Below are 26,195 nucleotides of genomic sequence, written 5' to 3'. Positions count from 1 at the left end.
GAAATCATGTTCGCAGGCATTCGCGCACTGCTGTGGTCGTGCGGCGTGACTCACGCCGCGTGCAGTTGCGCTTATTGCGGGTTGGCCCGGGTGCTGGAGAGCAGCGACTTCAGGTTGGCAGCCTTGGGCTTGACCAGCCAGAAGCGACGCAGGTAGTCGTCCAGGTTTTCCGCAAGGTTGCGACCCCATTCACTGTCGGTTTCCGCGACATACTCGTTCAGCACGGTCTGCAGGTGAGTGCGATAAGCCTCCATCGCCTCGCCGCTGATGCGCTGGATTTCAACCAGCTCGTGATTGACGCGGTCAACGAACGTGTTGTCCTGGTCCAGCACATAAGCGAAACCGCCGGTCATGCCGGAACCGAAGTTGTAGCCGGTCTTGCCGAGCACACAGACGAAGCCACCGGTCATGTATTCGCAACAGTGATCGCCCGTGCCTTCCACAACGGTGTGGGCACCGGAGTTACGCACCGCGAAACGCTCACCCGCCGTGCCCGCCGCGAACAGCTTGCCGCCAGTCGCGCCGTACAGGCAGGTGTTGCCGATGATCGCGCTTTCGTTGGTCTTGAACGGGCTGCCCTTGGGCGGCACGATGACCAGCTTGCCAGCGGTCATGCCCTTGCCGACGTAGTCGTTGGCGTCGCCTTCCAGATACATGTTCAGACCGCCTGCGTTCCACACACCGAAACTCTGACCGGCAGTGCCTTTGAAACGGAACGTGACCGGTGCCTTGTTCATGCCCTGGTTGCCGTGCAGACGGGCGATCTCGCCGGAAATCCGTGCGCCGATCGAGCGGTCGCAGTTGCAGATGTCCAGTTCGTACTCGCCGCCACTGAGGCTCTCGATGGCCGGTTTGGCCAGTTCCACCATTTTCTCGGCCAACAGGCCCTTGTCGAAGGGCGGGTTGCGCTCGATGAGGCTGAACTGAGGTTTGTCGGCTGGAATATGGTCGCTGCCCAGTAAGGGGGTCAGGTCCAGATGCTGCTGCTTTTCGGTTTCGCCCGGCAGGATATCCAGCAGGTCGGTACGGCCGATCAACTCTTCCAGCGAACGAACGCCCAGTTTCGCCAGCCACTCGCGCGTCTCTTCGGCCACGTAGGTGAAGAAGTTGATCACCATGTCGACGGTGCCGATGTAATGATCCTTGCGCAACTTCTCGTTCTGGGTCGCGACGCCGGTGGCGCAATTGTTCAGGTGGCAGATACGCAGGTATTTGCAGCCCAGCGCGATCATTGGCGCAGTGCCGAAGCCGAAACTCTCGGCGCCCAGAATCGCTGCCTTGATCACGTCGAGGCCGGTTTTCAGGCCGCCATCGGTCTGTACTCGCACCTTGCCGCGCAGGTCGTTGCCGCGCAGGGTCTGATGGGTTTCAGCCAGCCCCAGTTCCCACGGCGCACCGGCGTACTTGATGGAGGTCAGTGGCGAAGCACCGGTCCCGCCGTCATAACCGGAAATGGTGATCAGGTCGGCGTAGGCCTTGGCAACACCGGCTGCAATCGTGCCCACGCCAGCTTCCGCCACCAGCTTGACCGAGACCAGCGCTGCAGGGTTGACCTGTTTGAGGTCGAAAATCAGCTGCGACAGGTCTTCGATGGAATAGATGTCATGGTGCGGTGGCGGCGAAATCAGGGTCACGCCGGGCACTGCATAACGCAGCTTGGCGATCAGACCGTTGACCTTGCCACCCGGCAATTGCCCGCCTTCGCCCGGCTTGGCGCCCTGAGCAACCTTGATCTGCAACACGTCAGCGTTGACCAGGTATTCCGGCGTCACACCGAAACGACCTGTCGCGATCTGCTTGATCTTGGAGCTGCGGATGGTGCCGTAACGCGCAGGGTCTTCCCCACCCTCACCGGAGTTGGAGCGCGCGCCCAGGCGGTTCATCGCCTCGGCCAACGCTTCATGCGCCTCGGGCGACAGCGCGCCCAGCGAAATACCGGCGGAGTCGAAACGCTTGAGGATCTCGGTCAGCGGTTCGATTTCATCGATGCTCAGCGGCTGGTCGAGGGTTTTGACCTGCAAAAGGTCACGAATCATCGACACCGGGCGCTTGTCCACCAGCGAGGTGTATTCCTTGAACTTGGTGTAGTCGCCCTGCTGCACGGCGGCTTGCAGGGTGCTGACCACGTCCGGGTTGTAGGCGTGGTATTCGCCACCGAACACGAACTTGAGCAGACCGCCTTGCTGGATCGGCTTACGCGCGCTCCAGGCTTCGGCAGCCAAGGCTTTCTGTTCAGCTTCGATGTCGACGAAACGCGCACCTTTCAAGCGGCTCGGCACGCCGCGGAAGCTCATGTCGCAAACCTCTTCGGACAGACCGATGGCCTCGAACAGCTGTGCACCACGGTACGACGCAACGGTCGAGATCCCCATTTTGGACAGGATCTTGAGCAGGCCCTTGGTGATGCCCTTGCGGTAATTCTTGAAGACTTCGTACAGGTCGCCCAGCACTTCGCCGGTACGGATCAGGTCGCCCAGCACTTCATAGGCCAGGAACGGATAGACCGCCGAAGCACCGAAACCGATCAGTACCGCGAAGTGATGCGGGTCACGGGCGGTCGCGGTTTCAACCAGAATGTTGCTGTCGCAACGCAGTCCACGCTCGGTCAGACGATGGTGGACCGCGCCGACGGCGAGTGACGCGTGAACCGGCAGCTTGCCCGGCGCAATGTGACGGTCGCTCAGCACGATCAGGGTATGACCGGAGCGCACGGCCTCTTCAGCCTGATCGGCGACGTTGCGGACAGCGGCTTCAAGCCCCATCTGCTCGTCGTAGTTCAGGTCGATGATGTAGCGCTCGAAACCCGGACGCTCCAGGTTCATCAGCGAACGCCACTTGGCCGGGGAAATGACCGGCGAGCTGAGAATCACGCGCGAAGCGTGCTCAGGCGATTCCTGGAAAATGTTGCGTTCGGCACCGAGGCAGATTTCCAGCGACATCACAATGGCTTCACGCAGAGGGTCGATCGGCGGGTTGGTGACCTGCGCGAACTGCTGACGGAAGTAGTCGTAAGGCGAGCGCACACGACGCGACAGCACGGCCATTGGCGTGTCGTCACCCATCGAGCCCACGGCTTCCTGACCTTGCTCGCCCAGCGGACGCAGCACCTGATCACGTTCCTCGAACGTGACCTGATACATCTTCATGTACTGTTTGAGCTGGTCGCTGTTGTAGAAAGCCGAACCGTGGTCGTTGTCTTCCATCGTCGCCTGGATACGCAAGGCGTTCTTGCGCAGCCACTGCTTGTACGGGTGACGCGACTTGAGGCGGTTGTCGATGGCGTCGGTGTCGAGGATCTGACCGGTTTCGGTGTCCACCGCAAAAATCTGCCCCGGACCCACACGGCCCTTGGCGATGACGTCTTCAGGCTTGTAATCCCATACGCCGATTTCAGACGCCAGGGTGATGTAACCGTTCTTGGTGGTGACCCAGCGCGCCGGGCGCAGGCCGTTGCGGTCAAGCAGGCAGACCGCGTGGCGACCTTCGGTCATCACGACACCGGCCGGACCGTCCCACGGCTCCATGTGCATGGAGTTGTACTCGTAGAACGCTCGCAGATCCGGGTCCATTGTTTCGACGTTCTGCCACGCAGGCGGAATGATCATGCGCACGCCACGGAACAGGTCGATGCCGCCGGTGACCATCAGCTCAAGCATGTTGTCCATGCTCGACGAGTCGGAACCCACGCGATTGACCAGAGGCCCCAGTTCGTCCAGTTCCATCAGGTCGTTGGTGAACTTGGTGCGACGCGCCTGTGCCCAGTTGCGGTTACCGGTAATGGTGTTGATCTCGCCGTTGTGGGCGAGGAAGCGGAACGGCTGCGCCAGCGGCCATTTCGGCAGGGTGTTGGTCGAGAAACGCTGGTGAAACACACAGATCGCGGTCTGCAGGCGCTCGTCGCTCAGGTCTGGGAAGAAGGCCGTGAGATCGGCCGGCATCATCAGGCCTTTATAAATGATGGTCTTGTGCGAAAAGCTGCAGATGTAGTGGTCAGCATCGGCCGCGTTCGCGACAGACGAGCGGCGACGGGCGCTGAACAGCTTGATCGCGAATTCCTGATCACTCAGGCCTTCGCCGCCAATGTAGACCTGCTCGATCTTCGGCAGACGCTCCAGCGCCAGACGACCCAATACGCTGGTATCGATCGGCACCTGACGCCAGCCCACCAGATCCAGGCCCTCGGCCAGAATCTCGCGGTTCATGTTCTCGCGTGCTGCGTCGGCCTTGGCGTCGTCCTGGTTGAGGAACACCATGCCCACGGCATATTGGCGCGGCAAATCGACTCCAAAGTGGTCCTTGGCAGTCGCGCGCAGGAAGGCGTCGGGCTTCTGAATCAACAGACCGCAACCGTCACCGGTCTTGCCGTCGGCGTTGATACCGCCACGGTGGGTCATGCAGGTCAGGGCTTGGATAGCCGTCTGCAACAGGTGATGACTGGGCTCGCCCTGCATATGTGCGATCAGGCCGAAACCACAGTTATCCTTGAATTCATCTGGTTGGTACAGACCTGCTTTCATAGACACTTTCTCACCAGGCTGCCTCTATACGAGGCAAATTTCCTTTTAATTCAACCAAGTACCTGACACGCCGAACGTACGCCGGCTTCGGACAGGCAAAACGGAAGTCATTGTACACAGCGACACAAGTGCTCACAAACTTAACGACGATTGGTCGATAATCAATGTCGCAATTATGAAGGTTTAAAGCGCGCCGCTGTGGTAGTCAAAATATTTCATCAAAATTCTGACTGGAGCGACTGAGACTGCGGAGCGTTTGTAACGCAGACGCCACAAGGCGCGCCCCGAAAAGGCGACGCGCTCAAGCGGGTGGAGTCAGGTTTGCCGGGTGAGCGGCCCGGATAGGGCCGCTGCGACTTCAGCGAGTGGCGCCGAGCTCTTGTTGGATGCTGGCGACAGTACGAGGCCAAGGTTTACCAGCCTGAACCTTCGCTGGCAATACCTTGATGGCCGCCAGGGCGGCAGCGCGGTCAGAAAAATTACCGTAAGTCACCACATACAGGGGCTTGCCCTGCAGGGTTTTCTTGAAATAACGGTACTCGCCACCCTGCTCGGCAACATAGGCCTGAGCCGTCGCTTCCGAGCTGGTGCCAAGAATCTGCACGACATAATGACCCGGCGCCTGACCGCTGTACCAGTTACCACCGGCAGCTGGCTTGGCAGCCGCAGGCTTTTCGGCTGGCTTGGCGGCCGGAGCCGGCGCCGGTTTGGCCGTCGCTACCTGAGTCGGAGCTGGCGCAGGCTTGGCAGCCGGAGCAGGAGTGGGCGCAGCAGGCGTGGGTGCCGGGATGGACGAACGTGGCGTCTGCGCCGCAGGCGGGGCGGTAGTGGTCACCGTTGCAGGCTGAGCAGGCGACCCCATCGGCACGGCGTCTTCGTCAGTATCACCAGAACCTGCCGCTTCGGCCAGCGGACCGCGCATTACAGGCTGTGAATTGCCGTTCATGGGCAGCGGCATTGGCTGGGAATTACCCGCGAATTCGATGGCCGGGCCACCGTTGTTCGATTGCTGTGCAGACGGCGTGCCCTGTCCCAGAGGCAGTTGCGCCTGGGCAGAGGCTGGATCATTGGCCGGAACGCCAGTCTTGTCGCCACGGCCCGGGATCAGCACAGCGGCTGCCACGGCCACGAGCACGACTGCACCCAAAGCCAATACGTGTTTTTTCGGCATGTTGAACCCCACACTTGGACGCTTGACCGCAGAGCGACTTGCGATCATCGCCTCGATCATTGAATCGCGGGCCACCTGGTTGATCGCCCCAGGCCAGCCATCGGACTGTTCATGGATATCGGTGATCTGGTCGGCAGTAAACAATGCGATTCCTTGCCCTGCACCCTCCAGACGCTGAGCCAGATACTCCCGGGTTTCTTCTTCCGTGTAAGGTTGCAGCTCGATGACGTGAAAGCGTTCGCCTTCAACGTCGCCCTGCAGTTCGGCGCACAGCTGATCGAGACGATCGAGCAGCGACGGTTCGCCAAACAGAAACACATGCGGACGGCCTTCCGGCGTGCCCGCGGCAAGACCCAGCAACGCTTCGAGCGCCGAATCGCCCAGTTGTTCCGCATCGTCAACCAGCAGGTAGACTTCCTGGCCCGTCAGCCCGAGCTGAACGACCTGCGACAGGATCGATTGCATTTCAGCCTGGGCAACACTCAGCGCCTGCGCAACCTGTTGCAGCACACCGGCCGCATCGCTGGCACCGCGCGCAGACACCACGACGCTCTGAACCGATTGCTTGTTGGTGCTGGCCACAAGCGCCTGGCGCAGCAGGGTCTTGCCGCTGCCCTGAGGCCCGGTGACCGCCAGCAACAGCTGGCTGTAACGCGCCAGATGATGCAACTGACCCAGCACAGGCTTGCGCTGGGCAGGAAAGAATTTGAAGCCAGGTACCCGCGCTGCAAAGGGGTCATGACTCAACTGGTAATGGCCGAGAAAGGCCTCGTCGGCGTGCAAACTAGTCATGGGTATTCCGTTAACCTCTAAGCTGATCCACCAGGGCGCGGTAATCCGCAACCAGAGTGGCCTGTAGTACTTCTTTTGGATAATCGTCCGTGATAACCGCTTCACCCATCTGACGCAGCAGCACCAGACGCAGGCGCCCGTCGATGACTTTCTTGTCAATTGCCATGTGTTCGAGGAAATGCGCCTCGGTCATGTCTTGCGGCGGCACCACAGGCAGCCCGGCACGCTGAAACAGACGAATGCCACGGTCGCGCTCCTGTGTGCTGATCCAGCCCAGACGCGAAGACATTTCCAGCGCCATGACCGTACCGGCGGCAACCGCCTCGCCATGCAGCCAGACACCATAGCCCATATGCGTCTCGATGGCGTGACCAAATGTGTGACCCAGGTTCAATGTGGCCCGCACACCCGACTCGCGCTCATCGGCACCGACCACCAGCGCCTTGGCGGCGCAGGAGCGTTCGATGGCCGTGGTCAGCGCCACCTGATCCAGCCCGCGCAGCGCGTCGACATGCTCTTCGAGCCAGGTCAGAAACGGCTCGTCGCAGATCAGACCATATTTGATGACTTCTGCAAGCCCCGCCGACAGTTCACGCGCAGGCAGGGTGTTGAGCGAGGTGGTGTCGATCAGCACGACGCCCGGCTGGTAGAACGCACCAACCATGTTCTTGCCCAGCGGATGGTTGATGCCGGTCTTGCCGCCCACCGACGAATCCACCTGCGACAACAGCGTCGTCGGGATCTGGATGAAATTCACGCCACGCTGATAGCAGGCGGCGGCAAACCCGGCCATGTCGCCGATCACGCCACCACCCAGTGCAATGACGGTGGTGCGACGGTCATGACGAGCCGTCAGCAAGCCATCGAAAATGGTTTGCAGGGTTTCCCAGTTCTTGAACGCTTCGCCGTCGGGAAGCACGATCGGCAGAACGTTGTAACCAGCGAGCGTGCGGGTCAGTCGTTCCAGATACAGCGGCGCAACCGTCGTGTTGGACACGATGGCGACCTGGCGCCCGACGATGTGCGGGGTCAGGAGTTCAGGCTGATCCAGAAGGCCTTCGCCGATATGGATAGGATAGCTACGCTCACCAAGCTCGACCTTGAGTGTCTGCATGTGTCCCCACGTTGATTGCCGATTGGGCGGTTGCACACCTGGGTGCGTCAGGACAGCCATTGTGCCGTGCGTGCCCTGTACCGTCGCTGTTTTAATGGTCGCCGAGGATAGCGCATTTTTGCCTGCGCTTTAACGGGGAGGAAGCTCGGCAAGGCGTGCCAGTATGTCCAGAACCAGCATCCTGGGCGGCCGCTCGTCGGTTTCGACCACCAGGTCGGCGATCTCCCGATACAACGGGTCGCGAATGGCCAGCAGTTCGCTCAGCACGCGAGCCGGATCTGCGGTGCGCAACAGGGGTCGATTGCGATCACGCGCTGTGCGGCCGACCTGCTGTTCAACCGATGCATGCAAGTACACCACACGCCCTCCGGCGTGCAGCGCCTGACGATTCTCGCTGCGCATGACCGCACCGCCGCCCGTCGCCAGAACAACGCCATCGGCTTCGCACAGCTCTGCAATCATGGCCTGCTCACGGTCGCGAAAGCCCGGCTCGCCTTCCTTGTCGAAAATCCAGGGAATATTGGCACCGGTGCGTAGCTCGATTTCCTTGTCGGAATCCTTGAACGGCAGTCGCAACTCTTTGGCAAGCAAACGGCCGATGGTGCTCTTGCCAGCACCCATCGGCCCCACAAGTATTAAATTTCGCACAGAATCAACGACTCACAGCAATCGCCTGGTTGTTCATGATACGCGGTGTCAGAAATACCAACAGCTCGGATTTTGCCTCCGATACCACGTCGCGCCTGAAAAGGCGGCCAAGATACGGCACATCACCGAGAAATGGCACTTTCTCTACAACTTTACTTTGCGTATTGGAGAACACACCACCGATCACGATGGTTTCGCCGTCGGAAATCAGCACCTTGGCGTTGACCTCGTTTTTCTTGATCGGCGGTACACCCAGCACAGCGTTGATGTAGTCAGGTTCATCCTTGGTGACCTTGACCTCCATGATGATGCGGTTGTCCGGGGTGATCTGCGGGGTGACTTCCAGCGACAGCGATGCCTCCTTAAAGCTCACAGTCGTGGCACCGCTGGAACTGGATTCCTGATAAGGAATTTCCGTGCCCTTGAGGATCTTCGCCGTTTCCTTGTCGGAGGTGACCACTTTGGGCTGGGAGACGATTTCACCGTTGCCGGTTTTCTCCATCGCGCTCAGCTCAAGGTCCAGCAGCGTGTTATTGGTCACGAAGCCCAGACCGATACCGGAGGTAGCGTTTGCAGCGCCCAGATCGACGAAGGGAACATTGGGGCCGGTAGCGGAACCGATATTGCCAGCCTCGTCGCCTTTGTTGTCAAGCCCATAAGGCGTCCACTTGCTGTTGCCGCTGAGGTTGCTGGAACCGCCCCAGCGCACGCCGATTTCCTTGTCGTAATCCACGTTGGCTTCGACGATTCGCGCCTCGATCATCACCTGACGCACCGGAATATCCAGCTGCGAGACGATGCGGCGCAGCTCGTCGAGCCGGTCCTGCGTCTGGTAGGCAATGATGTTGTTGGTGCGCTCATCCACGGTGATGGAGCCGCGCTCGTCCGTCTTGGATTCGGCACTGGTCACCGACTGGAACAGCTTGGCGATATCGGCAGCCTTGGCATAGTTGACCTGCAGCAGCTCGCGCCGCAACGGGGCCAGCTCTGCGATCTGCTTGAGCGACTCCAGCTCCTGACGCTCACGGGCAGCGATTTCGTCAGCTGGCGCGACCAGCAACACGCTACCGACCTTGCGTTTGTCCAGGCCTTTGGTCTTGAGCACCAGATCCAGCGCCTGATCCCACGGCACGTTCTGCAGGCGCAGCGTAATGCCGCCCTGAACGGTGTCGCTGGCAACCAGATTGAGGTTGGTGAAGTCGGCGATCAGTTGCAGCACCGAACGCACGTCGATGTCCTGGAAATTGAGCGAAAGCTTCTCGCCGGTGTAGACCGGCTTGTCGGCGGCACGACGGTCAACGTCCTCGTTGGTCAATGGGCGCACGCTGATGGTCAGCTTGTTTTCGGTCTGAAACGCCGAGTAGTCGAACGCACCGGACGGCTCGATGGAAATGCTGGCCTTGTCGCCGGACACAGTAGCGCTGACGAACTGCACAGGGGTGGCAAAGTCTTTCACGTCGAGCCGTACACGCAGCGGCTCGGGCAGCTGGGTCTTGGCGAAGTCGACACGGATCTTGCCGCCCTGCTCCTGAATGTCTGCCGCGATACCGGCATTGCTCAGGTCGATGACCACGTTGCCTTCGCCCAGCTCACCGCGCTGGAAGTCGACATTGCGAATGCCTCTCGCGCCGGCAGGTACATAAGGTCTGGCAGATGCAGGCACAGGCGGCGGCACAGCCACCCGGGCGGCGCCCCTGGCCGTGCTTGGCTGGGAGGCCTGCGCGGCGGCAGCTCCCTGGCCGATGACCACGAACAGGTTATTGCCGTCGACTCTTGAGCTGTAGGGCGAGAGTGTCGTCAGGTTAATGATGACCCGGGTCCGATCCTGCGCCTGAACCACAACCACACTGCGGGCGTTGCCTGCTCCCAGGTCGCGGCTTTTGGTCGCGAGCTGGCTGGTCACGCCCGGCAAGTCCAGCGCAATACGCGCAGGCTGCTCGGTGGTGTAGCCGCGCGGCGCGGGCACCGGAGCGTCGAACGAAAGTTTGAGCTCGATCCGGTCACCCGGCAGGGCCGCGACGTCGAGCGTCTTCAGGTTGGCCGCCTGGAGAACCGGCGACATCATCGCGATGCATAACGATACGCCGATAATCGAGAAAATCCGGGTCATGATCAATTTCCGTTGTGCGCTGCTGTACATGCTTGGCCTTGCCCACTTCATGAGCGTTCTTTGAGGGTGATGCTGCGCGGCCTTTCAAGCCAGGCCCCCTCTCCATCAGGAACTATTTCAATGACATCGACCTGCCCATCGCTGACCGACACGATCCGTCCGTTGTTACGGCCCAGATAATCACCTGCTTTCACACGATATACGCCTCCAGCCCCACGCAGCAGCGCGAAGGTGCCCGACTCGTTACCGATGGTGCCAACCATCTCGAACGATTCGATGTTGAAGCCTTCCAGAAACTGCCTGACCCGATTTTCGTCCGGTGCCACGAGGCGCGAGCCCTTCTGGCGATTGAGCTGATCCACCTTGACGGCAGGCTGAAACGGGCTGCGCAGGCTGGCAGCGTTATACGTGAACGCTTCATAGGCCCGGAATTTGGGCAAGGGCTCAATGGTGCCGCTAGGGCGCGTCTGGGCCTGCGTCACGAACTCGCTCAGATCGGTGAAATCATCACCGCCACCGCAACCGGCCAGCCCCACCAGGACGGTACTGACGCACAACACTCGCGCCACCCTCATTTCTTCAGTCCTTCATCGTTATAGCGGTAGGTCTTGGCCAGAATGCTCATGCGCAACTTGCCGGGGACCTTGGGATCAGCCAGTTTGATGTCGAAGTCGTGCAGCGTCACGATCCGCGGCAGGCCCGCCACGCCGCTGACGAACGTCGCCAGGTCGTGATACCCGCCGACCACTGTGATCTGTATCGGCAATTCGATGTAGAACTGCTGGACCGCCTCGGGCAACAGCTTGATCTCTTCGAACTCAAGGCCGCTTCCCAGTCCGGTGCGTGTGATGTCTTCCAGCAAGCCTGGCACTTCGGTGTCGCTGGGCAGTTGCCGTAGCAGCGCGCCGAACGTGTTTTCCATCTCTTCCATCTGCTTCTTGTAGGGCTCAAGGTTCGCAGCCTGGAATGCCTTGTTGGAAAACTGCTCCTTGAGCGAAACCTCGCTGGCCTGCGCGGCGTCCAGCTGGGTTTCCAGATCCTGGATAAACAGAAAATAGCCCAGCGCAAAAATCAGAACCGCCAGCAGCACGCCGGCAATCGCCTTGACTGCCGCTGGCCATGAACCCAGGTTGTTCAGATCGAGCTCGTTGAGCTCGACTTTGCGAAGCCCCTCCAGCCATTCGCTCATGTTCATGGCTTGGCTCCTTCGGCAACCGGGGTCTGAGGCTGAGTCTGGCGCACCGTCAACTGAAAGACATTCGCCTGATCGACCGCACCGGCCGTGGTCGCCTTGACCTCGGTAAGACTTGGCGCTTCCAGCCAGTCGGATGCTTCAAGGTTACGCATAAGATCGGAAACCCTGTTATTGGACTCGGCCGCGCCAGTGATCGCGATCAACTTGTCGGTCATCTTGACCTGCGAGAAATAGACGCCGTCCGGCAGGGTGCGGGCAAGCTGGTCGAACACGCGCCCGGTGATCGGCCGGTTGCCCTGCAAGTCCTGGATGATCTTCATGCGCTCGAGCAACTGCTTGCGTCGGGCTTTCAGATCGCTGATTTCCTTGATGCGCACGTCAAGCTGCGCGATTTCTTTCTGCATGAACGCATTACGCGCCAACTGACTGTCGATGGCCGAGCTGATGTAACGGTCGACCAGAAACAGGATGCCCACGGACACCACCAACACGCAGACCAGCGCAGTCAGGAAACGCTTTTTGCGCTCTTCGCGAAGCTCTTCACGCCAGGGTAAAAGGTTGATCCGCGCCATCAGTCGAAGCTCCTCAAAGCAAGACCGCACGCGATCATCAGCGCTGGCGCATCACTGGCCAGCGCGCCAGCGTTGACCTTGGAACTTAAGGCCATGTCGGCAAACGGGTTGGCGACCTGGGTAGGCGTGCCAAGGCGGCGCTGGATCAGATGCTCCAGACCGGAAATGGAGGCCGTACCGCCTGCGAGCATGATGTGATCCACTGCGTTGTACTGACCTGCCGCAAAAAAGAACTGAAGGGAACGCGATACCTGCTGCACCAAGGCTTCCTTGAAAGGCTCCAGCACTTCACTCACGTAATCGTCCGGCAGACCGCCCTGCTTCTTGGCAAGCCCGGCTTCTTCCATCGACAGGCCGTAGCGGCGCTGGATCTCGTCAGTCAGTTGCCGTCCGCCGAACAGCTGTTCGCGGGTATAGATGATCCGGCCGTGGTGCAGAACGCTCAGGGTGGTCATGGTTGCGCCGATGTCGACGACTGCAACGGTCAGCTCATCGTGGCCATTGCCCAACTGCGCGGTCAAGAGCCCGAAGGAGCGCTCCAGCGCATACGCTTCGACGTCGACGACCCGTGCGGTCAGCCCGGCCAGCGCCAGCGCAGCCTCGCGCACCTCGACGTTTTCCTTGCGGCACGCGGCGAGCAGCACTTCGACGCGCTCAGGATTGCGCACCGAATAGCCCTGCACCTCGAAATCGATGGCGACTTCTTCAAGGGGATAAGGAATGTACTGGTCAGCCTCAAGCTTGAGCTGATTTTCCATGTCGTCGTCTGAAAGACCGGCATCCATTTCGATGGTCTTGGTAATGACGGCAGACCCTGCGACCGCGACCGCCACTATTCTGACGCTGGTCTTGGCCTTGACGATCACGCGTGAGAGCGCCTGGCCAACCCCTTCGAGTTCGGCAATGTTCTTTTCGACGACGGCATTGGCCGGCAGCGGCTCAACAGCGTAAGACTCGACTTTGTAGCGGTTTCCGGAGCGACTCAATTCAAGGAGCTTTACCGAGGTGGAGCTAATATCGATCCCTAGAAGGGTATTGGCCTTCTTACCGAAGAGTTCGAACACAACCTGATTCCTATGAGTTTCCGTCACTTACGGAGTTATTTCGGGTCAGCGTCACTGCCAACAGCCTTGACAGTAGCGCAAATCACGCTTGGGGACGAAAAATGCTTATAATGCCCAGCGTTTTTTTCATTTGAGAAAGCTTCAAGGCGTGTTCATTTGTAAATGCCTGCGCTTAACCCATTATTTTTTCTGGAAATCCAAAAGCCTTGATACGCCTGCTGAAGTTTTTCTGGTGGTCTCTCGTCGCGGTATTCTGCTCGCTGCTGCTCGGCCTGAGCGGCGCGTTCCTTTATCTGAGCCCCAATCTGCCATCCGTTGAGGCGCTGCGAAGCATCCAACTGCAAATTCCCCTGCGCGTGTACAGCAGCGACGGCAAGCTGATCGCCGAATTCGGCGAGATGCGCCGAACGCCCATTCGCTTTGCCGAGATACCGCCCAATTTCATCAACGCCCTGCTATCGGCCGAAGATGACAATTTCGCCAATCACTACGGTGTCGACCCAAGCAGCCTGATGCGTGCCGCCACACAACTGGTGAAGAGCGGCCACATTCAATCGGGCGGTAGTACCATCACGATGCAGGTGGCGAAGAACTTTTTCCTGACCAGCGAAAGAAGTTTTTCACGTAAAACCACCGAGATTCTGCTTGCCTTGCAAATCGAGCGCCAACTGACCAAGGACGAGATCCTCGAGCTGTACGTCAACAAGATTTATCTGGGCAACCGGGCCTATGGCATCGAGGCGGCGGCGCAAGTCTACTACGGCAAATCGATTCGCGATGTAAGCCTTGCGCAAATGGCCATGATTGCCGGTTTGCCGAAGGCACCGTCACGTTTCAACCCACTCGCCAACCCGACCCGTGCCAAGGAACGCCGCGACTGGATCCTGGGCCGCATGTACCGTCTGGGCAAGATCGATCAGACTGCCTACCAGGCCGCTCTGAGCGAGCCATTGAACGCCAGCTACCACGTGCCTACGCCTGAAGTTAACGCGCCTTACATCGCTGAAATGGCCCGCGCCGAAATGGTCGGGCGCTATGGCAGCGAGGCCTACACCGAGGGTTTCCGGGTTACCACGACCGTTCCGAGCGGCCTGCAGGAAGACGCCAACAAGGCGGTCCAGCGTGGCCTGATCGACTATGACCAGCGTCACGGCTATCGCGGTCCGGAAAGCCGATTCCCTGGCATGACCCGCGCCAACTGGATTCAGGAGCTGACCAAACAACGCACGATCAACGGCCTTGAGCCCGGCATCGTGACGCAGGTCGACAAGACCGGCCTGAAGGTTCTGACTCGCAACGGCGAACAGGAAGAAACGGTCGAATGGAGCACCATGAAATGGGCCCGCCCTTACCTGAACACCAACAGCCTGGGCGCCAATCCCAAGCAGCCTGGCGACGTCGCGAAGGTCGGTGATCTGGTTCGCCTGCTGCGTCAGGACGACGGCGCTCTCAAATTCAGTCAAATTCCCGTCGCGCAGAGCGCACTCGTGTCGCTGGATCCGCAGAACGGTGCCATTCGTGCACTGGTGGGCGGTTTCGCGTTCGAGCAGAGCAACTACAACCGCGCCATGCAGGCCAAGCGTCAGCCGGGCTCCAGCTTCAAGCCTTTCATCTACAGTGCTGCACTGGACAATGGCTACACCGCTTCAAGCCTGGTGAACGATGCGCCTATCGTGTTCGTCGATGAATACCTGGATAAGGTCTGGCGTCCAAAAAACGACACCAACACGTTCCTCGGCCCCATCCGTCTGCGTGAAGCGCTCTACAAGTCGCGCAACCTGGTTTCGATCCGTCTGCTGCAAGCTTTGGGCGTAGACAGCACCATTGACTACATCACCCGCTTCGGCTTCGCCAAGCAGGACCTGCCGCGCAACCTGTCGCTGGCCCTGGGCACGGCAACACTGACACCGATGGAAATCGCCACAGGCTGGAGTGCGTTCGCCAACGGCGGCTACAAGGTCAGTCCTTACCTGATCCAGACCATCGAAAACCGTGACGGCCAGACGCTGTTCGCCGCCAACCCACCGAGCGTACCGGCCCACGACGTCAAGACCGCTCCGGACACCTCGACCTTTGCGGTACACGACAGCCCGGGGCTGACGACTGGATCGTCAACCGCACCTGCCAATCCTCAGACCCCGGCCGTGGCAGAACGCATCGTCGACAGCCGCACGACCTTCATCCTTAACAGCATGTTGCAGGACGTGATCAAGCGCGGCACCGGACGCCGTGCGCTGTCGATGAACAGGCCTGACATCGCGGGCAAGACGGGTACGACCAACGAATCCAAGGATGCGTGGTTTTCGGGCTACAACGCCGATTACGTGACCACGGTCTGGAGCGGTTTCGACCAGCCGGAAAGCCTGGGGCGCCATGAATTCGGCGGCACGGTTTCTCTGCCGATCTGGATGGACTACATGAGCGCGGCCTTGAAAGACAAACCGCCGCATCAGCAGGCCGAACCGGATGGCATCCTCAGCCTGCGGGTGGACCCGGTGAGCGGCCGAGCAGCAACACCGAGCACGCCGAACGCATTTTTCGAACTGTTCAAAAGCGAGGACACGCCGCCAAGCGTCAACGAGCTGGGCGGCGGCAGTGCCCCCGGCAGCCCGCTGCCAGCGGATGAGTCGGCCCCGATCGACTTGTTCTGATGCACTGAAAGGGACGCGGAGCGCATATAGATCGCGCTCCGCGCTTATATACAAGTCTGCCTGAAGGAATGCGCCCCTAGAGTGGGAGCAGACTTGTCCGTGAATGCAGTGTTTCATACGCTACATTTTTATGAGATGTACCAACTTTCGCGGACAAACGGAACGCCGCTTGGGCTGCCGTCCGTAACGCATCCCCGCACGACCGACAGTCGCCTCGACAAGTTTTACTTACTGAAAATCCTTCGAGCCCGGTATGATCGCGCGCCCGATTCACCCGGAAGTCTGAATTCAAATGAAACCCACCTTGATCGCCGCCGCAGAACTCGATCGCATCGATACCTGGGCTAAATACTCCAGCCACATGTGCGGTGGCTGCGTCTCCAGCTGCTGCACGCTGCCGGTCGAAGTGAAGATCAAGGACTTGATCCGTATCGGCATCGTCGACGACTTTGAACGGGGCGAGCCTGCAAAGAACATTGCCAAGCGGTTGCAGAAGGAAGGGATCGTCGAGCGCTACAACCAGAAGTCCGAGATCTTCACCTTGCAGCGCATGAGCAACAACGACTGCCTGTACCTGGATCGCAAGAGCCGCTTGTGTACCATCTACGACAAGCGTCCTGACACCTGCCGCAACCATCCGAAGATCGGCCCGCGCCCCGGCTATTGCGCGTACAAGCCCAAGGCGGTCGTGCGCCCGGAAAGCGGTTCCCTGCGAAATGCCACCAGCGCGCCCGTCCCCAAGTTCTGAACGATCACGCCAGCACAGAAAACCGAACCATAAAAAAACCCGCATCGCTGCGGGTTTTTTATTGCCTCAGGGAATCAACCCTTGAATACATCGTCCACGCTGGTGAGCGGGTAGTGCTTCGGATACGGCAGCGTAGCGACGCCACTTTCGATGGCAGCCTTGGCGACCGCGTCGGCGATCAGGCCCAGCAGGCGGGTATCCATTGGTTTCGGGATGATGTACTCACGACCGAATTCCAGTTTGATACCACCGTAGGCGTCGCAGACTTCCTGAGGAACAGGCAGCTTGGCCAGTTCGCGCAGAGCGTTGGCGGCGGCGATCTTCATTTCTTCGTTGATGCGCTTGGCGCGAACGTCCAGGGCACCACGGAAGATGAACGGGAAGCCCAGTACGTTGTTGACCTGGTTCGGGTAGTCCGAACGGCCAGTGGCCATGATCACGTCGCTGCGAGTGGCGTGAGCCAGTTCCGGGGAGATTTCAGGATCAGGGTTCGAGCAGGCGAACACGATCGGATCCTTGGCCATCAGCTTCAGGTTTTCCGGGCTCAGCAGGTTAGGACCGGACAGGCCCACGAATACGTCAGCACCATCCAGCGCGTCAGTCAGGGTGCGCTTGTCGGTGGCGTGTGCAAAGACAGCCTTGTACTGGTTCAGGTCGGTACGGCCGGAGTGAATCACGCCGGTACGGTCAACCATGAAGATGTTTTCGATCTTCGCGCCCATGCTCACCAGCAGCTTCATGCATGAGATGGCGGCAGCGCCCGCGCCCAGGCAAACGATTTTCGCGGTATCGAGGGATTTGCCGACGATTTCCAGCGCGTTGATCATGCCGGCCGCGGTCACGATAGCGGTGCCGTGCTGGTCATCGTGGAAAACCGGGATGTCGCACTGTTCGATCAGCGCTTTCTCGATTTCAAAGCACTCGGGCGCCTTGATGTCTTCCAGGTTGATACCGCCGAAGGTAATCGAAATGCGCTTTACGGTGTCGATGAAAGCCTGCGGGCTCTCGGAATCGACTTCGATGTCGAACACGTCGATACCGGCGAAACGCTTGAACAGAACCCCTTTACCTTCCATGACCGGCTTGGAGGCCAATGGACCCAGATCGCCGAGGCCGAGAATTGCGGTGCCATCGGAAATAACTGCTACCAGGTTGCCTTTGCCGGTGTACTTGTAAGCCAGCTCGGGGTCACGGGCAATTTCACGCACGGGTTCAGCAACACCAGGACTGTAGGCCAAAGCCAGGTCACGAGCGGTTGCGGTCGGCTTGGTGAGTTCTACGCTCAGCTTCCCAGGACGGGGATTGGCATGGTACTCGAGCGCGGCAGTTTTCAAATCTGACATGTAGTGGATTCCGCTTTTTTTACTGTGGGACAGACGGACCGCCGAGGATACGCAAGATGCATAGTCCTAACAAGACTGACCAGTCACTGCTGTCAAGGGGCGAGAAATTAGACTTTACGCTAAGGCACTGGCGATACAGAAAGCCCAACCACTCGTCGAAAGAGCCGGAAAGACAGGCGGTGCCTAGAGGTTGAGCATGGCCGGGTGGGTCAGCGGCATCAGCCAGCGAGCCTGTCCTGACTGTAGACCACCGCGTCGGGAACGGTCCACCACCCAGCCTCGTGCTTCAATTTGTCGCCCTTTGAGTCGTTCGAGCTTCGCCGCATCGAAGGCAGGCAGCAACTCGGGTGATATACGCAGGACCATCGAACCCTCAAGCTCGATCCAGAGACCGCCCCGATTGCGCTGGACGCTTTTCACCTGGCCGGACACCACCGCAAAACCGCCTTTGTCGATCTGCGCAGCCGACTTTATCGGCGAGTTGCGCCACAGACCCACTCCCGCCTGACGCGCCTGACGTTCGGCACTCTGCTGGCAATCGACCCGCGCCGTGTTGGGCGCGACGGCAACCAGATAACCCAGCCCTTCGCTGAGCAACTGCGCTTCAAGATTGGCACCGTTACGGCCGTAGACATTGGCCAGGGTGCGCCCGTAGCGATCCTTGGCCTGCTCACCGACCTGCAGGCGAACCTGACCGCCGCTCTCTTTGACCAGCGCCTGCAAACGTTGCTTGCCCGCCTCGGCAAACGGCTCGGCAGACTGGCCGCGCTTGCCGGTTTCAGGCGTATTGAGGCCGATCATCCGCACGCTGCGACCGTCGTCCAGACGCAAGGTGTCGCCATCCACCACGCGCTGCACCTGCACGACGGGCAGACCGTCCGGCGCAGGGCAGAATGCCTGGGCGCCGGACAGCCAAATCGCGGACATAAAAAAGACGCCCACAAGGGGCGCCTTTTCAAGCAGTCTGGAGATGCCCATCAGGCAGCCAGTCTTACTTCGCTTTGGTTGCGCCGAACGCACCGAAACGGGATTTGAACTTGTCGACACGGCCGCCGATGTCAAGCGTCTTCTGCTTGCCGGTGTAGAACGGGTGGCACTCGTTGCACACGTCGAGGCTCAGAGGAGCGGCGAGAGTGGAACGGGTCTTGATGACATTGCCGCAGCTGCAGGTAGCGTCAATGGCTTCGTAAACTGGATGGATATCAGCTTTCATCGGTACTTCCTCGGTCTAGCGTGCCGCCACCCAACACTATTGTTGAATACCGCACGGAAATAGGCCGTGGATAGTATCAGACAATCAAAACGACGCAAGCGAACCTTTGCACCGGTCGTCTGCTAAGATCGCCCATCGCTCACGACCTCCACAGGAACACACCGCGTGCCCAACGCCATCCTGCGCCTTGCCCTGCCCTCGCCGCTTCGCCGCCTGTTCGACTACCGCGCCCCCGCTGGCGTGTCGCGCAGTGCCTTGCAGCCCGGCATGCGCCTGCGGGTGCCCTTCGGGCGGCGGGAGATGATCGGCATTCTGGTCGAGGTCGTGGACCACAGCGAAGTCCCTGCCGACAAATTGAAACCCGCGATTGCGCTGCTGGACAGCCAGGCACCACTGCCTCCCGCGCTCTTCAAGTTATGCCTGTGGACGTCTCAGTATTATCAGCACAGCTTGGGCGACACGTTGAGCTGGGCGTTGCCGGTGCTGCTGCGCCAGGGCGAACTGGCCGAAACCCGTCAGGAGCGTTTCTGGCACGTATCGCCCGGTGCGAGTGTCGATGACTCGCGCATCGCCCGCGCGCCCAAGCAGCGCGAAGCGTTGACCACCCTCGCCCAGCACCCACACGGCGTGGCCCATCAACTGCTCAGCAAGTTGATGCTTAATAAGGACAGCCTCAACCTGCTGCTGGCCAAGGAGCTGGTGTATGTCGAAGTGCGCAGCCATGCACCCAGCGCACGACATGAACACTGGCTGGCCCAGCCGGAGCTGCCGCTCAACACCGAACAGCGCGCCGCCTATGAAGCCATCCGCGCCGGGTTCGACAGTTTTCATGCGTTTCTGCTGGCGGGTGTCACGGGCAGCGGCAAGACCGAAGTTTATCTGCAACTGATCCGCGAGACGCTGGAAGCGGGCAAGCAGGCGTTGGTGCTGATCCCGGAGATCAACCTGGGGCCGCAGACCCTGGCGCGCTTCGAACAGCGGTTCAATGCGCGCATTGCCCTCGTGCATTCGGCAGTCAACGACCGTGAGCGACTGGACGCCTGGCTGGCGGCGCGCGATGGCGAAGCCGACATCATCATTGGCACCCGCTCGGCGCTGTTCACGCCCATGAAAAACCCGGGCCTGATCATCATCGACGAAGAACACGATGGCTCCTATAAACAGCAGGAAGGTCTTCGCTATCACGCCCGCGACTTGGCGCTAGTGCGCGCCCGTCAGGAAAACATCCCGATCGTGCTGGGCTCGGCCACCCCGTCGCTGGAAAGTCTGCACAACGCCTACACCGGCCGTTACGGCCTGCTGCGTCTGAATCAGCGGGCCGGTGGGGCGCAGCAGCCGCGCTTCATGCGCCTGGACGTGAAGAGTCGTCCGCTGGACAGCGGCATTTCCGGACCGATGCAACAGGCCATTGGCCAGACGCTGGCGGCAGGCCAGCAAGTGCTAGTGTTCCTTAACCGACGCGGTTTCGCGCCGACATTGCTGTGTCACGACTGCGGCTGGATGTCCGGCTGCCAGCGCTGTGATGCGCGCATGACCGTACACCAGCGCTCGGGCGAGCTGCGCTGCCACCACTGCGGGTATGTCGAAAGGGTGCCGCGTCAGTGCCCGTCCTGCGGCAAGGTGGATCTGCGACCGGTTGGCGCGGGCACCGAGCGGGCCGAAGAGCGACTGGCGATTCTGTTTCCGGATTACCCCGTGCTGCGGGTGGATCGTGACAGCACCTCGCGCAAGGATGCGATGAACCAGTTGTTCGCGACCATCCAGCGCGGCCAGCCATGCATCCTAGTGGGCACACAGATGCTCGCCAAAGGACATCACTTTCCCCGCGTGACGCTGGTGTCCATTCTGGATGCCGACGGCGGGCTGTTCTCAGGCGATTTCCGCGCCAGCGAGCGCATGGCGCAGTTGATTGTCCAGGTCGCCGGACGTGCTGGTCGGGCGGAAGAGCCGGGCAAGGTGATCATTCAAACGCACCTGGCCGATCACCCCCTGCTGATCCAGCTCACCGAGCAGGGCTATTTTGCCTTCGCCGAACAGGCCTTGAGCGAACGTCGCTCCGCCGGACTGCCGCCGTTCTCGCACTTGGCATTGCTGCGCGCCGAAGCGCACAAGCCGGGGCAAGCTGAAGAATTTCTTGATCAGGCCTGCAGTGAAGCGGAGCGACTGCTGGCGGACATGAGCCTTGGCGGTATCGAGCTGCTGGGGCCAGTACCAGCGCCGATGGAGCGCCGTGCCGGACGTTACCGCGCCCAGTTACTGTTGCAATCGAGCGCCCGCGCACCCCTGCATAAATTGCTGAGCCAGTGGCTAATCGCCTTGGAACAGATGCCAAGCGGCAGACAGGTCCGGTGGTCGCTGGACGTGGACCCGGTGGATCTTTATTGACCCAGCCTGCACAAACACCGCTCCTACAAACCAACACGGTTGGCAAGGCGGCTTGAGCAACGGATAATGCAGAGTTTTTCCACCCGCGCATCCAGGCGCCACCGCGCTTGCGGTCGAAGAGAGCATCATGAAAGACACCATTCGCCAGCTGATTCAACAAGCCCTGACCCGTCTCGTCACCGAGGGCGTCTTGCCAGAAGGGCTGACGCCGGCGATCCAGGTAGAGAACGCTCGCGACAAGACCCACGGCGATTTCGCCAGCAACATCGCGATGATGCTGGCCAAGCCGGCCGGTATGAAACCGCGGGACCTGGCTGAAAAACTGATCGCCGCGCTGCCTGCCGACGAACAGGTCAGCAAGGTCGAAATTGCAGGCCCTGGCTTTCTGAATTTCTTCCAGAACACCCAAGCCCTCGCGGCACGCCTGGACGCAGCCCTGGCGGACCCGCAGCTTTCAGTGCGCAAGGCCGGCCCGGCGCAGCGTGTGGTAGTCGACCTGTCGGCACCCAACCTGGCCAAGGAAATGCACGTTGGCCATTTGCGCTCGACCATCATTGGTGACGGCGTGGCCAATGTTCTGGACTTCCTCGGCGACACCGTTATTCGCCAGAACCACGTGGGTGACTGGGGGACGCAGTTCGGCATGCTGCTGGCGTACCTTCAGGAAAAGCCCGCTACCAGCGACGAACTGTCTGACCTGGAAAACTTCTACCGCGCCGCCAAGCAGCGTTTCGACGAATCCGAAGAGTTCGCCGAGCGCGCTCGTGCGCTGGTGGTCAAGTTGCAGGCAGGCGATGCCGAGTGCCTGGCGCTGTGGAAGCGCTTTAACGAGATTTCGCTGTCGCACTGCCAAAAGACCTACGAGCGCCTGAACGTCAAGCTGACGCCAGCGGACGTCATGGGCGAAAGCGCCTACAACGACGACCTGGCCAATGTGGTCAACGACCTCAAGGCCACGGGCCTGCTGGTGGAGAGCAACGGCGCACAGTGCGTGTTCCTCGAAGAATTCCGCACGGCCGAAGACACGCCCTTGCCGGTGATCGTGCAAAAGGCCGGTGGTGGCTATCTGTATGCCACAACGGACCTGGCCGCCATCCGCTATCGCAGCAAGGTGCTCAAGGCTGATCGTGTGCTTTATTTCGTCGATCAGCGTCAGGCCCTGCACTTCCAGCAAGTCTTCGAGGTGGCACGCCGTGCAGGCTTCGTCCATGAAGGCATGCAGCTGGAACACATGGGCTTTGGCACCATGAACGGCGCTGATGGCCGTCCGTTCAAGACCCGCGACGGCGGCACGGTGAAATTGATCGACCTGCTCGATGAAGCCGAAGAGCGCGCCTACACGCTGGTGAAGGAAAAGAATCCCGATGTGGCAGAAGCCGAATTGCGCAGCATTGCCAAGGCGGTGGGCATCAGCGCAGTGAAATACGCCGACCTGTCCAAGCACCGCACCAGCGATTACAGCTTTAACTTCGACCAGATGCTGAGCTTCGAAGGCAATACCGCGCCATACCTGCTGTACGCCTACACCCGCGTATCCGGCGTGTTCCGCAAGCTGGGTTCGCCGTTCGATGCCAGCAAGGGCCAAATCGTGCTGCAGGCGCCACAAGAACAGGAACTGGCTGCACGCCTGGCGCAATTCACCGAAACCCTTAACAACGTCGCAGAAAAAGGTACACCTCACGTTCTATGTGCTTACCTGTATGACCTTGCGGGTCTGTTTTCAAGCTTTTACGAAAACTGCCCGATCCTCGGTGCAGAAAACCCCGATCAGCAACAAAGCCGCCTGCGTCTGGCTGCTCTGACCGGTCGCACCCTCAAGCAAGGCCTGGATCTGTTGGGTCTGGAAACTCTGGAGCGTATGTAAGTTGGCAGTTGCGAAGAAGAAACCGGCACCCAAGCGCGGCGCTAGCCGTTATCAGGCACCCGCGAAGCAGCCGATTCCAGGCTGGTTGTGGCTGGTCATCGGCTTGACCGTAGGGGCATTCGTTGTCTTTCTGATGAAGCTCGAGCCTGGCGGCGACGACATCAAGCGGGTCAAGGCCGATGCCAAGGCCGCGAAGATCGCTGAAGCGAACAAGACGCCACCGAGCCCCACGGCTCCGGTCAAGCCCAAGTACGACTTTTACACGTTGCTGCCTGAGTCGGAAGTGATCGTGCCCAACGAAGCGGTGCCTGAGAAGACGCCACCTGCGGTCGCACCGACAGCCCCGGTTTCGCCGGAACAGGCTGCCAAGATCGACACGGCCCGCGCTCAGGCCGCGCTCAGCGGTCTGACGCCACCACCGGCGCCTGCGGTGGCGGCGACCAAGCCGGCGGCGGTGACGACGTTCTTCTTGCAGGCCGGCTCGTTCCGCAAGCAGGCTGACGCGGAAAAAGTGCGTGCGCAGATCATTTTGCTGGGCCAGACCTCGACGGTGGAGTCGGGCACGGTAAAAGACGAAACCTGGTACCGCGTACTGGTCGGCCCGTTCAGCAACCGCGAGCAATTGACGACCGCTCAAAAGCAACTGGCGAGTGGTGGATTTAATAACCTCTTGTTGCAGCAGCGTCAGAGCCGGTAAGGCACGCGCACTGATAGTTTGATCGTTGATCGTGCCCATCGCTCCACGTGGGCACGATCAGTGTCGAAGATATCATCCAGTCAGCCATTCATCCTCAATGGTTGAAATACCCGACCCCACCCCCATATGAGTCTGCATCAGGGCATTTTCGCCCCGCTGCGTGGAGACTCTCCCTTGACCACCATCGTTTCAGTGCGCCGTCACGGCAAAGTCGTCATGGCTGGCGACGGCCAGGTTTCCCTGGGCAATACCGTCATGAAAGGCAACGCCAAGAAAGTGCGTCGCCTGTACCACGGCGAAGTGATCGCCGGGTTCGCTGGCGCCACCGCCGATGCATTCACGCTGTTCGAGCGCTTTGAAGGCCAACTGGAAAAACACCAGGGCCATCTGGTGCGGGCAGCCGTCGAGCTGGCCAAGGACTGGCGCACCGACCGCTCGCTGAGCCGTCTGGAGGCCATGCTGGCCGTCGCCAACAAGGACGCATCGCTGATCATCACCGGCAACGGCGATGTCGTCGAACCGGAAGACGGTTTGATCGCGATGGGTTCCGGCGGTGCGTTCGCTCAGGCCGCTGCGCGCGCCCTGCTGCTCAAGACCGATCTGTCGGCACGCGAAATCGCGGAAACCTCCCTGCACATCGCAGGCGACATTTGCGTGTTCACCAACCACAACATCACCATTGAGGAGCAGGACCTCGCCGAATAAGCCGCTTTCGGCTTGTTTGCGCTAGAGGACCGTCAATCATTATGTCCATGACTCCCCGCGAAATCGTCCACGAACTCAACCGCCATATCATCGGCCAGGACGATGCCAAGCGCGCCGTTGCGATTGCCTTGCGCAACCGCTGGCGCCGCATGCAGCTCCCTGAAGAGCTGCGCGTCGAAGTAACCCCCAAGAACATCCTGATGATTGGCCCAACGGGTGTCGGCAAGACCGAAATCGCCCGTCGCCTGGCCAAGCTGGCCAACGCGCCGTTCATCAAGGTCGAAGCCACCAAATTCACCGAGGTCGGCTATGTCGGCCGTGATGTCGAGTCGATCATCCGTGATCTGGCCGACGCCGCGATCAAGCTGTTGCGTGAGCAGGAAATCGTCAAGGTCCGTCACCGCGCCGAAGACGCTGCCGAAGACCGCATTCTGGACGCTCTGCTGCCGCCAGCCCGTGTCGGCTTCAACGAAGACCCGGTGCAGACCAACGATTCCAACACCCGTCAGCTGTTTCGCAAGCGCCTGCGCGAAGGCCAGCTGGACGACAAGGAAATCGAGATCGAGATCAACGAAGCCGTGGGCGTCGATATCTCCGCGCCACCGGGCATGGAAGAGATGACCAACCAGCTTCAGAGCCTGTTTGCCAACATGGGCAAGGGCAAGAAGAAGAGCCGCAAGCTCAAGGTCAAAGAAGCGCTCAAGCTGGTCCGTGAAGAAGAAGCGGGCCGCCTGGTCAACGACGAAGAGCTGAAGGTCAAGGCGCTGGAAGCCGTCGAGCAGCACGGTATCGTGTTCATCGACGAAATCGACAAGGTGGCCAAGCGCGGTAATTCCGGCGGCGTGGACGTGTCCCGCGAGGGCGTTCAGCGCGACCTGCTGCCGCTGATCGAAGGCTGCACGGTCAATACCAAACTGGGCATGGTCAAGACCGACCACATCCTGTTCATTGCTTCAGGCGCGTTCCACCTGAGCAAGCCAAGCGATCTGGTGCCGGAGCTTCAGGGTCGTCTGCCGATTCGTGTCGAACTCAAGGCCCTCTCGCCACAGGACTTCGAACGCATCCTCAGCGAGCCGCATGCATCGCTGACCGAGCAGTATTGCGCGCTGCTCAAGACCGAAGGCCTGAACATCGAATTCCAGCCGGACGGCATCAAGCGTCTGGCGGAAATCGCCTGGCAGGTCAACGAGAAGACCGAGAACATCGGTGCCCGTCGTCTGCATACGCTGCTTGAGCGCCTGCTGGAAGAAGTGTCGTTCAGCGCAGGCGACATGGCCTCAAGCCCGGATGCCGCGCCGATTGCCATTGACGCCGATTACGTCAACAGTCACTTGGGCGAACTGGCCAAAGACGAAGACCTGTCGCGCTATATCCTGTAAGCCTGCCAGACTCCACAGAAGCGTCAC

Annotated in this window: 19 protein-coding genes; 7 read left to right on the top strand and 12 right to left on the bottom strand. The window is 60.3% G+C overall.

Annotated features, from left to right (window positions below):
- Positions 1–71: 71 nt before the first annotated feature.
- The 9 genes from gltB to ALP40_RS16755 all read right to left on the bottom strand — a co-directional run bounded on the left by gltB (position 72) and on the right by ALP40_RS16755 (position 13,183).
- Complete coding sequence (gene gltB / locus ALP40_RS16800; RefSeq protein WP_122209352.1) at positions 72–4,517, bottom strand: glutamate synthase large subunit; 4,446 nt, start codon at positions 4,515–4,517, stop codon at positions 72–74.
- A 358-nt stretch (positions 4,518–4,875) separates the two neighbouring features.
- Entirely contained in the window at positions 4,876–6,480 is a 1,605-nt protein-coding gene (locus tag ALP40_RS16790) for an SPOR domain-containing protein (protein ID WP_122209351.1), read from the bottom strand.
- 10 nt (positions 6,481–6,490) lie between these two features.
- On the bottom strand, positions 6,491–7,594 hold the full coding sequence (gene aroB, locus ALP40_RS16785) for a 3-dehydroquinate synthase (protein ID WP_122209350.1): 1,104 nt from the start codon (positions 7,592–7,594) through the stop codon (positions 6,491–6,493).
- Between the two features lie 129 nt (positions 7,595–7,723).
- Positions 7,724–8,242, bottom strand: a complete 519-nt coding sequence (aroK, locus tag ALP40_RS16780; protein WP_122209349.1) for a shikimate kinase AroK — start codon at positions 8,240–8,242, stop codon at positions 7,724–7,726.
- Between the two features lie 4 nt (positions 8,243–8,246).
- Entirely contained in the window at positions 8,247–10,352 is a 2,106-nt protein-coding gene (gene pilQ / locus ALP40_RS16775; protein ID WP_183136055.1) for a type IV pilus secretin PilQ, read from the bottom strand.
- A 47-nt stretch (positions 10,353–10,399) separates the two neighbouring features.
- Positions 10,400–10,927: a pilus assembly protein PilP gene (locus ALP40_RS16770; protein ID WP_122209347.1), complete on the bottom strand. Its 528-nt coding sequence runs from the start codon at positions 10,925–10,927 to the stop codon at positions 10,400–10,402.
- Positions 10,924–11,547 carry a type 4a pilus biogenesis protein PilO gene (pilO, locus tag ALP40_RS16765; protein WP_122209346.1) on the bottom strand — a complete coding sequence of 208 codons (624 nt, stop codon included), beginning with the start codon at positions 11,545–11,547 and terminating at the stop codon, positions 10,924–10,926. Before pilO ends, ALP40_RS16770 begins: the two co-directional genes overlap by 4 nt.
- Complete coding sequence (locus tag ALP40_RS16760; protein ID WP_122209345.1) at positions 11,544–12,119, bottom strand: PilN domain-containing protein; 576 nt, start codon at positions 12,117–12,119, stop codon at positions 11,544–11,546. The genes pilO and ALP40_RS16760 overlap by 4 nt, the downstream gene beginning before the upstream one ends.
- A complete protein-coding gene (locus ALP40_RS16755; protein WP_122209344.1) occupies positions 12,119–13,183 on the bottom strand; it encodes a pilus assembly protein PilM in 1,065 nt (354 codons plus the stop codon). The genes ALP40_RS16760 and ALP40_RS16755 overlap by 1 nt, the downstream gene beginning before the upstream one ends.
- Before the next feature lie 209 nt (positions 13,184–13,392).
- On the opposite strand from ALP40_RS16755, the gene ALP40_RS16750 reads away from it, so the two are divergent.
- Together ALP40_RS16750 and ALP40_RS16745 are read left to right on the top strand one after the other, a co-directional pair.
- Positions 13,393–15,834, top strand: a complete 2,442-nt coding sequence (locus ALP40_RS16750; protein WP_375140024.1) for a penicillin-binding protein 1A — start codon at positions 13,393–13,395, stop codon at positions 15,832–15,834.
- Positions 15,835–16,126: 292 nt separating this feature from the next.
- Positions 16,127–16,582 carry a YkgJ family cysteine cluster protein gene (locus tag ALP40_RS16745; RefSeq protein ID WP_122209342.1) on the top strand — a complete coding sequence of 152 codons (456 nt, stop codon included), beginning with the start codon at positions 16,127–16,129 and terminating at the stop codon, positions 16,580–16,582.
- Between the two features lie 74 nt (positions 16,583–16,656).
- On the opposite strand, the gene ALP40_RS16740 is transcribed toward ALP40_RS16745, so the two are convergent.
- From ALP40_RS16740 to rpmE, 3 genes are all read right to left on the bottom strand, one after another.
- Complete coding sequence (locus ALP40_RS16740) at positions 16,657–17,925, bottom strand: malic enzyme-like NAD(P)-binding protein (protein WP_122209341.1); 1,269 nt, start codon at positions 17,923–17,925, stop codon at positions 16,657–16,659.
- 183 nt (positions 17,926–18,108) lie between these two features.
- Positions 18,109–18,903, bottom strand: a complete 795-nt coding sequence (locus ALP40_RS16735) for a thermonuclease family protein (RefSeq protein WP_122209340.1) — start codon at positions 18,901–18,903, stop codon at positions 18,109–18,111.
- Positions 18,904–18,916: 13 nt separating this feature from the next.
- Complete coding sequence (gene rpmE / locus ALP40_RS16730) at positions 18,917–19,138, bottom strand: 50S ribosomal protein L31 (protein WP_024686334.1); 222 nt, start codon at positions 19,136–19,138, stop codon at positions 18,917–18,919.
- 165 nt (positions 19,139–19,303) lie between these two features.
- Between rpmE and ALP40_RS16725 the strand changes: the two genes are divergently transcribed.
- From ALP40_RS16725 to hslU, 5 genes are all read left to right on the top strand, one after another.
- Entirely contained in the window at positions 19,304–21,523 is a 2,220-nt protein-coding gene (locus tag ALP40_RS16725) for a primosomal protein N' (RefSeq protein WP_122209339.1), read from the top strand.
- A gap of 127 nt (positions 21,524–21,650) precedes the next feature.
- On the top strand, positions 21,651–23,387 hold the full coding sequence (gene argS, locus ALP40_RS16720) for an arginine--tRNA ligase (protein ID WP_122209338.1): 1,737 nt from the start codon (positions 21,651–21,653) through the stop codon (positions 23,385–23,387).
- A gap of 1 nt (position 23,388) precedes the next feature.
- Complete coding sequence (locus ALP40_RS16715) at positions 23,389–24,084, top strand: SPOR domain-containing protein (protein WP_122209337.1); 696 nt, start codon at positions 23,389–23,391, stop codon at positions 24,082–24,084.
- A 174-nt stretch (positions 24,085–24,258) separates the two neighbouring features.
- Positions 24,259–24,789: an ATP-dependent protease subunit HslV gene (hslV, locus tag ALP40_RS16710; protein WP_004882674.1), complete on the top strand. Its 531-nt coding sequence runs from the start codon at positions 24,259–24,261 to the stop codon at positions 24,787–24,789.
- 41 nt (positions 24,790–24,830) lie between these two features.
- Positions 24,831–26,168, top strand: coding sequence for an HslU--HslV peptidase ATPase subunit (gene hslU / locus ALP40_RS16705; RefSeq protein WP_122209336.1), 1,338 nt, complete (start codon positions 24,831–24,833; stop codon positions 26,166–26,168).
- The last annotated feature ends 27 nt before the right edge of the window (positions 26,169–26,195 follow it).

The organism is Pseudomonas viridiflava (genome assembly GCF_003702045.1).
In the GTDB taxonomy this organism is placed as follows: domain Bacteria; phylum Pseudomonadota; class Gammaproteobacteria; order Pseudomonadales; family Pseudomonadaceae; genus Aquipseudomonas; species Aquipseudomonas viridiflava_C.
This window is presented reverse-complemented; position numbering and strand designations above follow the sequence as displayed.